The organism is Bradyrhizobium sp. LA2.1 (assembly GCF_040547725.1).
GTDB lineage: Bacteria > Pseudomonadota > Alphaproteobacteria > Rhizobiales > Xanthobacteraceae > Bradyrhizobium > Bradyrhizobium barranii.
Window position 1 is genome coordinate 453,670 of record NZ_JBEPQI010000004.1, and the last position, 14,912, is coordinate 468,581.

The window sequence follows — 14,912 nt, forward strand, 5'->3', positions numbered from 1 at the left end:
TGGTCACTGCGCCGCCAGCGGCGGCGCCTCGACCTCGATCAGACCACCGCCGGTCCGCCGCGCGCCGAACTCGAGCACCGCGGCCACAAGCGCGTCGATGTCCGTCTCGTCGGTACGGTGATTGACGATGGCAGCGCGGATCGCGAACCTGCCGTCCAGCGTCGTGCTCGAGGGCGCCGCAACGCCGGACTCCTGGACATCGGCGACGATCTCGCGATTGACCGCATCGTCGGCGCGGTAACGGAAGCAGACGATGTTGAGGTTCACCGGTGCCAGCAATTCCAGCCGCGGCTCGGCCAGCACGCGCGTCTCCAGATACTTCGCCAGCGCGCAGCTTCGCGCGATCACCGCACCCAGCCGGTCGGTGCCGAACGTCTTCAGCGTGAACCAGGTCTTCAGCGCGCGGAAGCCGCGCGACAGGTCGGGGCCGAGATCGCAGGGCCAGACTGCACCCGCCGCAAGCCCCCTCGCCTCGCGGCGCAGATAGGCCGCCGGCTGCGCAAAGGCCTGCCGGTGCTGCTCGCCGTCGCGCACCAGCAGGAAGCCGGCGTCGTAGGGCACCTGCCCCCATTTGTGGAAGTCGAGCGCAATGGAATCGGCGAGCTCCATGCCGCCGAGCATGGGCGCGAGCTCGGGCGAGAAGATCGCGAGCGCCCCGAAGGCGCCATCGACGTGAAACCAGATTCCTTCCTCGCGGCACAGCGCAGCGATCGCCTTGAGGTCGTCGATCGCGCCGATATCGACCGTGCCGGCGGAAGCGACCACCAGGAACGGCTTGAAGCCGACTTCGCGATCGATCGCGATCTGCGTCCGCAGCGCAGCGACGTCGATGCGATGATCGGCATCGACATCGATCTTGCGCAGCGCATCGGTGCCGATCCCGGCGATGTCCATCGCCCTGGAGACACAGCCATGCGCGGCCCGCGACGTGTAGGCCGTGAGCAGCGCGCCGTCATTGCCGATGCCGTGCTGCCGCGCCAGCGTGCCGAGCGCGCTCGTGCGCGCCACCAGCACCGCCATCAAATTGGCCATCGACGTGCCCGTGACGAAGATGCCGCTCGCACTCTCCGGGAAATCAAACAGGCGCCGCATCCACGCGACGATCTGGCGCTCGACTTCGATCGGCATGTGATCGCGTCCGCCGAGATTGGCATTGAGGCCAGCTGCGAGCATCTCCGCGAGCATGCCGACCGCGGTGCCGCCGCCATGCACCCAGCCCATGAACCCGGGATGGACATTGCCGGTCGCATAGGGTGCGACATGCTCGGCGAATTCGCGATAGACATCGGCAAGGTCGCTCGCCTCGCGCGGCACGTCGGCCTTCAATGCCGCGCGGATGCCGTCGGGAATCGGCTGCCACACCGGCCGCGTGCGGACATTGGCGATGCCGTCGATCGCCTCGTCCAGCATGCGATGGGCGAGCGTGCGAAATTCGCTCCAGTCCTGCGGATCGAGCGAAGCCTGCGCGACGGAGCTTTGCGCGTTGCGGATGATCTCGTTCATGCTGCGCTCGCCTTGCCCTCTCCTGCGTGCCGCGACAGCATCGCCGTGAACGCGGCAAAGATCTTGCGCATCTGCGGCGGCTTGTACGGAAACACGACCGGCGGATCCATGTTGTGCACGACGGCGGTGTTGTCGGCTTCGAAGACCAGCAGCTCGCGGTTTTGGTTCTCGGCGCAATCGACGATGAAATAATCGAGGCCGACGCGCCGGCTCATCTCGTCGAGCGCGGCCTTGTGGCGCGCGGCGAAGGCGTGGTCGAAGTCCAGCATGAAGACGGCCTCTTCAGCCCGCTTCTCCTCGCTGAACGCCATGTAGGCGTTGAGATACCAGATGTCCCAGCGATCGGCGATCGCCATGTGGCAGGCGTAGGGCTTGCCGTCGACCATGGCGAGACGATATTTGCGATAGAGCCCGTCGGGGCTCGCATAATCGACGAAGCGCGCGACGAAGAAATCCTGCTCCTTGCGCTCGGCGAGATAGGCCGCGAGTGCCGGCGCATCGTCGAGCTTCGCGAGCCCGACACCGGCATGCGTGCCGCGCGGCCGCGCGATCATCGGAAAGCGTAATTCGCCGGCGATGTCCTCGCAAGCGACCCGGCCCTGCGCGAGATCCGTCAATTGCGCGCGCGTCGCGTGGATGGTCGATGGAATCTCGAGACCAGGGATGCCCGCCAGCAGCCGATACAGCTTGTCGCGATCGAGGTTGCCGATGAGATCGGGGCGATTGAGCAGCGGCCGCGGCCAGCGCGGCGCCGCCTTTTCGATCACGGCCAGTGTTTCCCGGCATTCCTCGGAATCGGATGCAACCACGATGGCAACGTCGTGATCGGGCAACGTTTCAGGCAAGCCGACATCCTTGGTCACATAGAGCGTCAGCAGCTCGAAATCGGAGCCTTCGAGCAGGAATTCGATCGGCGTGTTGCCGCCCATGTCGATGTCGGCCGCAAGGGCGAGCACGCGCAAGCCGGGCTTCGGAGCCGCAGCGGGCGTGCGAAACAATTGATGGAAGGTCAGCACCTCCGACTGGATCGCCAGCCCCGCCGCCTTGTCGCCGAGTAGCTGGACGATCAGCGATAGGTCAAGGCCTTCGCCCGCGTGCGCCGTTCCTTCCGTGATCCGCGTGACGAGCTGATCGCGCAGTGGCTGCAGATCGACACCTTCGAAGGCCTGGCGCGTCAGCTGCGCGAAGCCGATGCGGTCGGCATAGTTCGGCACGGTCACGTCGATCGGCGCGGAAACTGGATGCTGCATCTCATACCTCGAACGCGGACTTTTCCGGTGCGGTTGCGGCTGCGCCGCGGTCAAGCAGCAGCTCGATCTTCACCAGGACATGGGCGATGCGATCGAGCAGGTGCTGCACATTGCGTCGCGCCTGCGCCATATCCGGCGACCAGGCCTCGGTCACGAGCCGGGCGCCGACGCAGAGGCGCAGCACGGCTTGCGGCGCATCGTCCTGCCGCTCCAGCCGGACCGGCTGGCCGATCAGGCTGCGCTGGACGGCGATCTGCCGGTCCGCCGCGCTGCCACTGATTTCGTCGTTCATGTCACGCCGCAGCGCCCGGTGGACGGCGCTGGTCTCGGCCATCGAGACCGGCTTGCCGTCGCGCAGCAGCATGAACGGAAAGATCGTGGCGTGCGTGAACTCCTCGTCGTCATCGGCAGTCTTCTCGGTTGCCGTTGGAACGGACTGAAGCGACGGCGACAGCGCGATCATGCTGTCGATACCGGCGGCAAGCTGGGCCAGCGCCCTGACGCGGAAAGCTCCGGGCACGGCGTAGTAGCTGCCGATCTCCGCAAGCGCCGCCTCCCAGCGCAGCCATTGTCCGAAATTCGGCCGGCGCTCGAAACGTGAGCGCAGCGCCGTCCAGGCCACCGGCCAATCGCAGCGGCCGGCATAGTCGAAGAAGCCCGGCGCAATCCCCTCAATCCGGTCGAGCGACCGCGAAAACCCCTTCGGCACCAGCAGCGCGCCGCTGAAGGCAGGGCCGCCGAAGAATTTCGAGCCGGTGATCAGCACCATATAGCCGCGGTCGAGATAGGAGCGCAGCCGGCGGCGGCCGAGCCGCGCCTGACAGGCGTCGACGACGACCTGAACCTTGCGCGGCCAGCGCCGCGCGATCTCGTCGAGACAGGCCACGCCCGGCGCGCGCCAGCCGAGCTTGGAGGAATCCATGATCTGAAGCAGCACGGGCGCACCTTGCGCGATCGTCGCTTCGATCGCACCCAGCACCGCGGCATCGGTGTCGGCGCGCATCGCGATCCCGGGCCCGGCCCGAAGCAGCGGCAACGTCACGCTGGCGCCGGCGAGTCCGGCAACCGCGCCATCCTTGCGCACGGCAAGGCCGCTCGCCGTCATGGAGCTGAAATGGTGACCGCGCGCGGTATGGGCCGTGCCGCTACCGGTCTGGTCGGCGCCGACCACGATCGTCACTGGCGGGGCGCCGAGCACCGCACGCGCCAGGAACAGGGCGTGAAGCTGGGAATCGGTGCCAGACGGCGAGAACACGACGTCGACCCGCGGCGAGAGCTGGAGATGGCCGCGCAACTCCTCGCGCATGTCCTCGCAGCGCGCATCGAAGGCGATCTCGACCTCGTCGAACAGGCACCTGTGCATCAGCTCTTCGCGCGCCAGCGCGGCGCGGTCATAGGCGAGTTGCGAGATCGTCGATGCCGTCGATGAGGCGAAATTCCAGATCTCCGGTTCCGGCGAGGCTGCGCAGCCATAGGCGTTGACGCGATCCCCAGCGTCGAGCGCCAGCCGCGGATCTCCACCGGAGACGAGCAGCGTGTCCAATGGTGTGAAGAGATCGCGCAGGCGGTAGCGCGAGCCGCCGTCGAATGTGCGCTCGGGGACTGACAGACCGGATGCGCCGGCGCTCATCCCGGAAGGCTCACGCCGCATCGGCAGCTGCCGCGGTCGCGGCTGCGAATTGCGAGGCGATGTCGCCGTGGAACACCGACGGCCCGACGTGATCCAGCGAGCTCTCGATGTCGGCCCAGATCTCGCCGCCGATGTCGGTCCAGCGCTTGCAGAAGGCGAAGTCCTCGGAAAGATAAGTCCCCGTCGCCGGATCGATCATGCATTCGAACAGCGCGAAGCGGTTCTGGCTCGCCGCCAGCGTATCGTGCGAATGCTCGCGAAAGAATTGCAGACCGACATAGTTGGGATGGCGGCACATCGCCTCCAGCACGTGGCGGCGGATCATCAGGAAGCCGGTGCCGGCGTAGCGCACGCGGGTAAAACCGTTGACCACCACGATGCGGTCGGGATCCTCGATCTCGAGCACATAATCGAGCGAGGCCGCCGGCACATCTGTGCGGCCGGACTCGATCGCCCGCCTCGCCTTGTCCCAGTTGACCCGCTTGATCGGATAACAGCCGGCGACGACATCCGCGCCGCATTCGATCAGCCGGAACACCTGCTCGGGCTTGAAGCCGATGTCGGCGTCGATGAACAGGAAATGGGTCGCCTTTGGATCGTCGAGGAACATCGCGGCCAGATTGGCCCGCGCGCGCGTGATCAGCGCGTCGCCGTCGCGCAAGACCACCTTGAGCTCGAGGTTGGACATGCCGTGCACGGCGCGCTGGAGCGCGAAGATCGAGCTCGCATAAATGCTCGAGACCTGCCCGCCGAAGCACGGCGTGGCCACCACCAGCTGCATCTTGTCCGACATCGACGGCCCCCGCCCCGCTCAACTCCTCACCAAAAGGTAAAGAGGCATGGTTAACGGCGTCTTAATGCGCCGTTACAGGAACTTGACGAGCGACAGCTGCGCGAGTTTCGAGGTAACCTGGTAGGACGCTTGAAGCGCATTCTGCAGCGACAGGAGCTCGCTCGCCACCTGATCCGGCGAGGCCGATTCCGCCTGGTCGATGATGGACTGGAGCTGCGCCTTGGCCTGGGTCTGGCGCGTGCCTGCGTCCTTCATCGTGTTCTGGGCCATCGCGAGGTCCGTCTGGATGTCCTCGATGTGCTGCTGGCCGGGCTGCTTCGTCAGCGACTGCGTCACCCGCAGGCTCAGCGCGGAGACCTGCCCGCCCGCATACTGGCTGGTCGGCGAGGTCGAGAACGTCCCGAACACGGCGATCGCCTGCAATTGCTGGCGGATCGCGTCCTCGTTGGCCTGCGCGCCATATTGCACCGTGACCGAATCATCCACCCGCGCCATCGCCGTGGAGCGCGGCGAGCCGGGCCCGTCATTGCCGGTGTACCATTTCACGGTATTGGCCGAGCCGTTGACCAGCGTCGTCGCCGAACTCGCCGGTGAAGAACCGACACGCAATGGCGGCTGCGTCGCGGTGACCGGGGTCGAGCCGAAACCGAGCGCGTTGAGTGCGCCCGAGTTCGAGGTCGTGATGTTGAGGCTCGCCGCGTCGTCCGTGTTGATCGTGATCGAGCCGCCATGCACGGTCGAAGGCTTCGACGTGCCCGTGATCTGGTCGATCTTGCTCATCAGCGTCTGGATGCTGTCGCCGACATTGAGCTGGTTGCCGGTCGCGCCCGAATTAACGAAGGTCAGCGTGGTGCCGTTCACGGTGATGGTGTCGCCGGCGGCGAAGCCCGGCGAGATCGAATTCGAGGGGCTCGCGCCGGACAGCGCCGTTGCTCCGCTGATCGGAGCCGGCGGGGCCGCCTGGTTGTTGACGGGCGCACCGATCGCGGAGCTTGCGGTGTTGAAGAAATTGTCGCCAGCCGTGATCGCGGATGCCGCGACAAGCGAGGTGTTGGCGAGCTTCGTGATCGCGGTGTTCAATGCCGTGTTAAGATTCGTGGCGGTGTTGCCGGGAGTCGTCGCGTCAATCGCGAAGCTGCCGATCGGCGTCGGCGTGGCCGAGGACGCGGTCAGGTCGACCTGCCCGGTGGTGCCGTCCGGCAGCGTGAACTGGACGCTCAGCTTGTCGCCGTCGTTCGGGTTGAGGCCGTTGAGATCGACCGAGAACGACACCGGCGAGCCGCTCGGGCCGGTGACCGTCGCACCCGTCAGCGTCGAGGACACCGCCGCGATCTTCATTCCGAACGGCGATCCGGCGACGTCCTCGGATACCCGCACCGAGCTCGGCGTCGGCTGCGTCTGCACCAGCCGTCCCATGCCGTTGGCACCGAGGTCGGCGGCCTGGCGTTCCGCCATGACGGTCTTGAAGCCCGCCTGCGTGGTCGTGCCGTTGATGATGTCGCCGGCATTGGCAACCGACTGCGTGTTGAACGCCGTCCCGGAGAACAGATAGCGGTTGCCCGACTGCGTGTTGAGAACACCGACCATCGAGCCGAATTGCGAAGCGGCCGTGTTCTGCGCGACGGTCTGTCCGTTGACGTTGAGATCCTGCGCGGTGCTTGCGGAGCCGGTCTGCACCGTGTTGCGGATCGTCGTGAGCGACTGGAGCGCGGTATTGGCGAGGTTGATGTTCACGTTCACGTTCGTGATCGTGTCGGTATAGGCGGCGATGTTGGAGAGCTGCGAGCGCCCGGCGATCGCAAAGCCCTCGTTGGTGCCCATCCCGGAATAGTTCTGCGACAGCTTGCCGGTCGCGAGCTGCGTCGACAGGTCGGTAAGCTGCTGATTGATGTTGCGGATCTGCGCGCCGAGGACCGACGAGGAGTAGTTGATGCTGCTGATCGACATCTTTCAGAACCCTGTACTGGTTACACTTGAGCCTGGATCAACGTGTTCATCATGCTCTGCACCACCGACATCACGTGGGCGTTGGCGGCATAGGCATTCTGGAGCTGGATCAGGTTCGACATCTCCGAGTCCAGATTGACGCTGGAGGTCGAGTCGAACTTGGCCTGGAGCGTCGAGACCACGACGCTCTGGCCCTGCTGGAGCTGGGTGGCCTGGGTCGAGGCGTTGGCCTGGATGCTCAGGAACTGCTGGAGGTAGTTCGAGACGCTGCCGGTGAAGGGCTGGTTCGCCGAGCCGAGGCCGGTCGTCGGCGAATAGGAAAACACCGCATTGGTGAGCTGCGAATAGAGATAGTCCGAGCGCGTGGTGTCGCCGGCGGGCGTCACCGGCGACGTGTTGTAGACGGACAGCCGTGTGGGATCGCTGACCAGCTGCGTGTTCACGGCGATGCGCCCGGCAAGGCCGGTCATCTGCGAGCCCGAGGCGGTGATCGCACCGGTGTAGAGCGCCTGCCCGCCGTCGGTGAACACCGCCAGCTGCGGGCTGCCCGAGGTCAGCGACGAGATCGTCTTGGTGGTCGAGGCCGAATTGACCTGGGCAAGGCCGGTATTGTCATCGGTCACCCGCAGCGTCGTGGCCGTCGCCGGCGACGGAGCGGCGGAGAACGTCAGGTGCGAGCCTGAGAGCGCGGTGTTGAGCGCAGCGGCGATCGCATTCATGCCGCCGGAGAAATTGACGCCCACCCGCATCGGGTTGGCATTGGTGGCGTTCTGGAGCGGCAGCGCCGCCGGGTCGGTCACGTTGACGAGCGTGATCTGGCGCTGGGTGTTGGTCGCCGTGTCTTTGTAGGTGATGTTGACCGTATTGCCCGGCTGCGCACCGGCAAGGTCGAGATCGAATCCGGCCGGCGGGCCCGAGACCATGCTGCCGGCCGTGGTCTTGTCCGACAGCGCGCTCGACATCGTCGCGGCGAGTTGGTCGATCTGGTTCTGCGCCTGCACCAGCGTCTGGTCGCGCAGCTTGAGATCAGCCGCGATCTGGCCGGAGGAGACCACGTTGTTGGCGACGACGTCGACCTGCGACCCGTTCGGCAGCTTGATGTTGAGCGCGCCGACGCCGGACTTGGCCGGGTCGGCGTTGTAGAGCGAGGTCGCCGACAGCGCGCCGGCGGAGGCAAAGGAGAATTGCGAGGCGAGCCCGGCGCCGACCAGCTGGACGCCGGTGGTCGTATAGATGTTGGCCTGGTTCGAACCGTCGGTGGTAACGCGCACGTCGACGAATTTCGACAACGTGTTGATGGCCTGGTCGCGCTGGTCCATCAGCGTCGCGGCGGACGGGTCGTTTGCCGACAAGCCCTGAAGCTTGGTGTTGATGTCGGCGACCTGCTGCATCGCCGCGTTGGCCTGCTGTGCCGAGGTGCCGAGATCCTGCTCGACGTTGGAGCGCAGCGACTGGATGCCGTTGGTGGTGACGTTGAGCTGCTTCGCCAACGCCTGCGCCGCGCCGAGGGCAACCGTCTGCGCCGACGACGAGCCGGCGCTGGTCGACAGCGCCTGCAACGCCGTGGTGAATTTGTTCAGCGCGGTTTCGAGCGTGCCGCTGTTGCCGGGCGTGCCGTAGACACTCTGAAGCTGCTTCAGGATGTTGGCCATCTGGTCGGCGTAACCGCTGCCGCCGGTCTCGGTGCGCAGCTGGTTCTGCACAAAGGTGTCGAGCTCCCGGCTGACGCCGGTCGTCATCGCCGTCGAGCCGAAATCGCCGGTGGTGACCTCGATCTGGTTCGGCCTCTGGACGACGTAACCCGGCGTCTGCGAGTTGGCGACGTTCGAGGAGACGATCGAGAGCGCGGCCTGGTTGGCACGCAGACCGCTCATCGCACTGGCGAGGGCTGAACTCAAACCCATATCACTAGCCGCCTTTGGTTACGTCACGCGCCGATCAGCGCAACACGTTCAAGAGATCCTGCACCATCGAATTCGCCGTCGTGATCACCTTGGTGTTGGCCGAATAGGCCTGCTGGGTCACGATCAGCTTGGTGAATTCGTCGGCGATGTCGGTGTTCGAGCCTTCCAGCGACGAGCCGCTGATGCTGCCCGACGCGCCGTCGATCGCTGTGCCCGACTGTTCGGTCGCGGCGTAGGCGCCGCCGTCGAGGGCCTTGAGGTAATTGGTGCCGTTGAAGTGCGACAGCGTCACCTGGGCGAGGTTGAGGTTCTGGCCGTTGGAGAAGGTGCCGACCACGAGGCCGCTGTTGTTGACGGCAACCGAGCGGAGCTGACCGGCGGCGTAGCCGTTCTGCGTGATGGTGTTGATCGTCACCGCGCCGCTGGTGCTGGCATATTGCGTCAGCCCGCCCGAGGACATGTTGAAGGCGACCGAGCCGAGCGACTGGCCGCCGACGCTGACGTTGTTGATGGTGATGCCCGATCCGCTCGGCGAGGTCAGCGAGCCGTCGCTGGCAAAGGTGAAGGCCTGCCCGGTGTTGACCCAGCCGACCGTCGTGCCGGTCGCATTCGGATCGGTCTGGTAGAACAGGTTCCAGGTGTCGGAATGGCCGGTGCCCAGCGAGACGCTGTCGGTCTTGGCCCAACGCAGTTGCAGGTTCACCGGCGTGCCCGCGGCGTTGTAGGCGGTGACCGCACCGCCGCTGATCGATTCCTTCGTGAACGTGGCGATGTCGTTGCCGATCACGCCGCCGGTGCCGGCAGTGCCGCCACCGCCGCGGTTCTTGGAGATGGACGACGTGAAGCCGAGCGCGGCGAAGGCGCTGCTGTTGTTGGGGCTCGTCACCGTCAATGTGGGATTAGCGATACCAGTATTCAGGGTGATCACGCCGTTGCTGATCGAAGAACCGCTCGCACCGCTGAGCGTGTCGATCTGGCTGAGCAGAGTCGCTATGGAGTCGGTGATGTTGATCTGGTTCGGAGGGGTAGCGTTGGAGGCCACGAAGGTGATCGTATTGGCAGCTCCCGTGCCGTTGACCTGGATCGTGTTGCCGACCACGAAGGGCGTCGAGAGGACTTCCGCCCCGCCGGGCGTCGCGGTGCCGCCGAGCTGTGTACCACTCGTAATCGCGGGAGTGGACAGCACGTTACCGCCGCGCGTCACGCTGCTGACGCCGAGCAATCCTGCCGCGGTGCCGCCGATCGTCACGTCGGCCGTGGTGCTGGTCGTGATCTGGATGTTGCCGCTGGCATTCATAGTCACGCTGGAGGCGGGAACGCCGGCTCCAGACGCGATCGCGCTGAGGACATCCGACATCAGTGCGCTGGTGGGCGACTTCAGACCAATCGTAGTGACCGCCGGGGGGCCCGCAACCGTCGAAACGCCCGAGACGGTGTTGTCGAAGTTGATTGTTTGGCCGTTGACCGTCAACGACTTGCCGGCCAGGTTGGTGAGAAGGCTGGTGTTGAGATGCGTGGCCAAGCCCGCATCGAGAGACGTGCTGCCAGTTGCCACCGCCGAAGCGTTGTCCTGCAGCGCCACCGTGCCGGTCGCAGTCGTCGCCGTATAGGCCGAGCGCAGATTGCCGGTGGCCGCCGCGCCGGAGACCGTCGCATTCGAATAAGGCGGCGGCGGCGTGCCGACGATCAGCGGGTTGGCGGCGAAATCGGACGGGTTCAGGCCGCCGGCCGCCAGCAGCGTGCCGCTCGCCGCGGTCGAGCTCGCCCCCGTGTTCGGCACGCTCGGCAGGTTCGCGGCGTACTGGATCGAGGTTGTCGCCTGTGCCGGGATGAAGTTGTTCTGGAATTTCAGGACGGACGCCACATTGCCGGTCGGGTTGCCGGTCTTGGGGTCGACCGTGACGCCCATCAGGTAGTAGCCGGCGCCATTGACGAGATTGCCGTTGGAATTGAGCTGGAAGTCGCCGCGGCGGGTGTAGTAGGTGACGCCGCTGAACTGCGGCAAGTTGTCGACGACGTTAGTCGCCTTCTGGATCGAGAAGAAGCCGTCGCCGGTGATCGCCATGTTGGTCGCGACGGAGGAGGACGAGATCGTACCCTGGGTGGTGATGGTCGCCTTGGCGTTGGCCGTCACACCGCCCGCGACCTGCTTGCTCGGGACCGAGGCGTCGGGGATGAGATCGACGAAGCTGGTGCCGATGCCCTTGTAACCGGTGGTGGATGAGTTCGCGATGTTGCCTGAAATGTTCTGCAGCGCGTAGGACTGCGCCTGCAGGCCACCCACCGAGGTGTTCATTGCATCGAAGATACCCATAACTTTGTCTCCAGATCCGATCTCGGCGGCCGGTCGACCATGGCCGCAGTCGGAAGAGACAGTCGCAAGGGCTATGCCAATGCGGGTATTCTCAGGAAATCAATGACTTGAATGGGCAAGCCCAGGTCCGATGACCGGGGCACAATTGCCGGGCCGGCAACAATTGCCGGGGCATCGGGTCATTCTGGGGCGGCCCGCAGCACCGAACTCAGGTGCGCAATTGCGCACCTGAGAAGCTCGAGATTCCGGATTCGATGCTCACGCTTCGCTCCGGAATGTCTCCAGCGAGACCTACGTTGCCGACGCGGCGGCCGGGTGGAAGACCAGCCCGAAACCGTCGATGCAATAGCGCAATCCGGTCGGCTTCGGACCGTCGTCGAAGACGTGGCCGAGATGGCCGCCGCAGCGCCGGCAATGCACTTCGGTGCGCATCATGCCGAAGGTGCGGTCCTCGGTCTTGCCGACATTGCCTTCGATCGGCTGGTAGAAGCTCGGCCAACCCGTGCCGCTCTCGAACTTGGTGTCGGATGCGAACAGCGGCAGGTCGCAGCCGGCGCAGGCGAAGATGCCCTTGCGGTGTTCCTTGAGCAGTGGGCTGGAGCCTGGCCGCTCGGTGCCCTCCTTACGGAGGATTTCATATTGCTGCGGCGTGAGCTGGGCGCGCCACTCGGCGTCCGTCTTCTCGATCTCGAATTTCTGCGCGGCCTTCTCTCCAGCCTCGGCAGGCGTTCCTCTCAGCCAGCGGAAGGCAGAAAGGCCGAACAGGCCGGCAACAGTCGTCAGCAGGATGCGGCGGTCAAACATCTGATTCTCCGTGCGCGGGGGAGTCCACGCTCTGAGATACGGGCTCTAATGGCCGACGTTACACGTCCGGGCAGGGTTTTTCTCAACTTATCGCGAGACACCCTGGTCCTACGAGGCCGGTTCCACATCCTCGGCCACAGGTTTCGGCGGAGGGGCCGGCCGCGGCCGGACGCCGGGCGGCGGACGGCGAGGACCAGTGCCGGCGGCCCGGTTGGCTTCGGCGAGGCGCGCCTCGCGTTCCCCGTCCTTGACCCGCGCACGCTCGCGGTAGCGGGCGAGCGAGCCTGCGGCGGCGGAACTCGCCCTGCCCCAAACTCCCACCAATTGGCCCGCGACCCGCCCGGTCGTGCCGCCCGCCCAGACCAGCTCGAATGGCGAGAACAGCTTCCAGCGGTCGTCGCCCCACAAAATGCTGCGCGCGATCAGCTGCCCGGCCATGGCCGAGGTGTTCATGCCCTGGCGGCCGAACCCGCTCGCCACCCACAGGCCTTTGCGCAACTGGCCGATCTGCGGCATGCCGTGCACGGTCTGGCCGGTGGCGCCGCCGAACATGTCGGTGATCTCGACATCGCCGAACTGGGGGAAAATCGATCTGATCCGCCGCCTGACCGCGCCCGCAAAGCGCTGCGGACGCGCGGCCCAGGTGGTCTCGGGGCTTTCCCACATCAGGCGGTCACCGTCGACGACACGGAAATGGTCGACCCCGTCGGAATCCATCACCGATCCCTTGAACGCCACGATCTCGTGCACGCGTTCGCCGAGCGGCCCGGTAATCCCGGCATAGCGCCAGACCGGCAGCAGCGTCTCCGACAGGCGCCTCAAGGGCGCGCCGAGGTGGATGTTGCCGGCAAGCACGATGTGGGTGGCGCGCAGCCGCGCCGAGGGCGTGACGATGCGCTTGCGGATGCCGGAATGATCGATGCTGACGACCGGCGTATCCTCGAATATGCGCGCTCCCGCTCGCCGCGCCAGCGCTGCGAGGCCGTGCACATATTTGCGGCCGTCGAGCTGGAATGCCCGGGGATAATAGACGCCGTGGAAGTAGCGGTCGGTCTTGAGCGCCTCGCGGACGCGATCCACCTGCCAGCCCTCGACCTCCGTGTCGAAATCCTCGTGGAGCATCTGCAACCGGCTGATCAGCCGGTCGCCGGCATCGACGTTGGAGACCTCCAGCACGCCATCGCTCGGGCCAATGCCGGGCATGTTCTCTTCGGTGGCGTTGGCCCGGACGAACTCGGCGCCCTCCTTCGCCAGCGTCCACAATTCGCGCGCGTCCTCGAAGCCGATGCGCTCGATCAAATCGGCGAGCGGCAGCGCAAAGCCCGGCATCACGGTGCCGAGCTGGTTTCCGGAGGCGTTCCAGCCGACATGGCGGCCCTCGAGCACCGCGACGCTGGCTCCGAGCCGGGCTGCCTCCAGCGCGATGGAGAGCCCGGCAAGCCCGGCCCCGATCACGCAGATGTCGGCATCGAGATCAAACGACAGTCGCGTGCGTTCACGAAAGCCGGCTTCTTCCTGGGACACGCTTGTGAAAGTCTCGCTCATGTCGTTTCCTTAAAGGACCGATCGGGCCCTTGTCACCTTGTCCTCAACCGGCGCCTGTAGATTATTCTGGACGCGTAACGATTCGAGAATGCCATGCGCCGTTTGATGCTGCTGCGTCACGCCAAGACCGAGACTGACGCGCCGAGCGGCCGTGACCAGGATCGTCGCCTCGACGACCGCGGCCACAAGGACGCCGCGCAGATCGGGGATTGGCTCGCCACCCATCCCCCCTTCCCCAAGGCCGTGCTGGTGTCGCATGCCGTCCGGGCCCGGCAGACCTGGGACATTGCCTGGGAGACGATGAAGGACCGCGTCGCAGCGCCGCAGGTGGAGGTCCTGCCCGAACTCTACGGCGCCGATCCCGCCCAGATCCTGGAATCCATTCGCACTGCAACCGTTCCGGCCAACCCGAAGCAGTTGCTGCTGGTGGGCCACAATCCCGGCATGCACGAGGCCGCGCTGATGCTGATGGGCGGCGGCGATCCGGCCGGCGCCAAGGCGCTCGCTCACAATCTGCCCACGTCGGGGCTTGCGATCTTCGACTTTGACGTCAAGGATTGGGGTGACGTGGCCTACCGCCGCGGCAAACTGGTGCTGTTCGTCAGCCCCAAGCTGCTTCGATCGGGTTGAGACGCGCGGGGCGCGCCGTCTCGACCGGTTGATCCCAGCTTGGTCAATTGGGAGGCGCAGATGTTCAAGTCCATCCTCGTGCCCATCGACCTCGCCGACACCGATCTGGCCAAGCCGGCGCTCGCGACCGCGATAACGCTGTCGCAGACCTGGAGCGGATCGATACGACTGCTCAACGTGCTGCCGATGACGCCGGTGATGCTCGCCGAATACGTCCCGGCCGATTTCGACGAGCAGCAGCGCCAGACCTCCGAGGAAGCGCTCGCCATCGTCGCGCGGGAGTCAGGCATCGAGACGGGGCGCATTTCCAGCGTGGTGCGACAGGGCGGCATCTATCATGAGATCCTGGAGGAGGCCATGCACATGAAGGCCGACCTGATCGTGATGACCTCGCACCGGCCGGCGATGCGCACCTATTTCCTCGGCTCGAACGCCGGGCACGTCGTGCGCTACGCCAAGTGCTCGGTGCTCGTGGTCAGGCACTGAGCGCCACAACAAACGCTGTCATTGCGAGCGCAGCGAAGCAATCCAGAGTCTTTCCGCGGTGGCAGTCTGGATTGCTTCGCTCCGCTCGCAATGACGACGCGGAGGC

General features: G+C 65.8%; 11 protein-coding genes. 2 read left to right on the forward strand and 9 right to left on the reverse strand.

Annotation, left to right across the window (positions count from 1 at the left end):
- Positions 1–3: 3 nt before the first annotated feature.
- The 9 genes from ABIB95_RS10185 to ABIB95_RS10225 all read right to left on the reverse strand — a co-directional run bounded on the left by ABIB95_RS10185 (position 4) and on the right by ABIB95_RS10225 (position 13,690).
- A complete protein-coding gene (locus ABIB95_RS10185) occupies positions 4–1,503 on the reverse strand; it encodes a pyridoxal phosphate-dependent decarboxylase family protein (RefSeq protein WP_354239037.1) in 1,500 nt (499 codons plus the stop codon).
- Entirely contained in the window at positions 1,500–2,753 is a 1,254-nt protein-coding gene (locus ABIB95_RS10190; RefSeq protein ID WP_354239039.1) for an ATP-grasp domain-containing protein, read from the reverse strand. Before ABIB95_RS10190 ends, ABIB95_RS10185 begins: the two co-directional genes overlap by 4 nt.
- Before the next feature lies 1 nt (position 2,754).
- Positions 2,755–4,404 carry a hypothetical protein gene (locus ABIB95_RS10195; RefSeq protein WP_354239041.1) on the reverse strand — a complete coding sequence of 550 codons (1,650 nt, stop codon included), beginning with the start codon at positions 4,402–4,404 and terminating at the stop codon, positions 2,755–2,757.
- Positions 4,394–5,176 carry a methylenetetrahydrofolate reductase gene (locus ABIB95_RS10200; protein ID WP_354239043.1) on the reverse strand — a complete coding sequence of 261 codons (783 nt, stop codon included), beginning with the start codon at positions 5,174–5,176 and terminating at the stop codon, positions 4,394–4,396. Before ABIB95_RS10200 ends, ABIB95_RS10195 begins: the two co-directional genes overlap by 11 nt.
- A 72-nt stretch (positions 5,177–5,248) precedes the next feature.
- Positions 5,249–7,123, reverse strand: a complete 1,875-nt coding sequence (locus tag ABIB95_RS10205; RefSeq protein ID WP_354239045.1) for a flagellar protein — start codon at positions 7,121–7,123, stop codon at positions 5,249–5,251.
- Positions 7,124–7,143: 20 nt separating this feature from the next.
- Positions 7,144–9,027, reverse strand: coding sequence for a flagellar hook-associated protein FlgK (flgK, locus tag ABIB95_RS10210; protein ID WP_354239047.1), 1,884 nt, complete (start codon positions 9,025–9,027; stop codon positions 7,144–7,146).
- A gap of 34 nt (positions 9,028–9,061) precedes the next feature.
- The gene (locus ABIB95_RS10215; RefSeq protein ID WP_166342621.1) at positions 9,062–11,341 is read right to left on the reverse strand and encodes a flagellar hook-basal body complex protein; all 2,280 of its coding nucleotides are present in this window, start codon (positions 11,339–11,341) and stop codon (positions 9,062–9,064) included.
- 291 nt (positions 11,342–11,632) lie between these two features.
- Complete coding sequence (msrB, locus tag ABIB95_RS10220) at positions 11,633–12,145, reverse strand: peptide-methionine (R)-S-oxide reductase MsrB (protein ID WP_354239049.1); 513 nt, start codon at positions 12,143–12,145, stop codon at positions 11,633–11,635.
- Between the two features lie 108 nt (positions 12,146–12,253).
- A complete protein-coding gene (locus ABIB95_RS10225; protein WP_354239051.1) occupies positions 12,254–13,690 on the reverse strand; it encodes an NAD(P)/FAD-dependent oxidoreductase in 1,437 nt (478 codons plus the stop codon).
- 93 nt (positions 13,691–13,783) lie between these two features.
- Between ABIB95_RS10225 and ABIB95_RS10230 the strand changes: the two genes are divergently transcribed.
- Positions 13,784–14,320, forward strand: a complete 537-nt coding sequence (locus ABIB95_RS10230; protein WP_038956013.1) for a SixA phosphatase family protein — start codon at positions 13,784–13,786, stop codon at positions 14,318–14,320.
- A 60-nt stretch (positions 14,321–14,380) separates the two neighbouring features.
- Entirely contained in the window at positions 14,381–14,806 is a 426-nt protein-coding gene (locus ABIB95_RS10235) for a universal stress protein (RefSeq protein WP_071917342.1), read from the forward strand.
- Positions 14,807–14,912 lie beyond the last annotated feature (106 nt).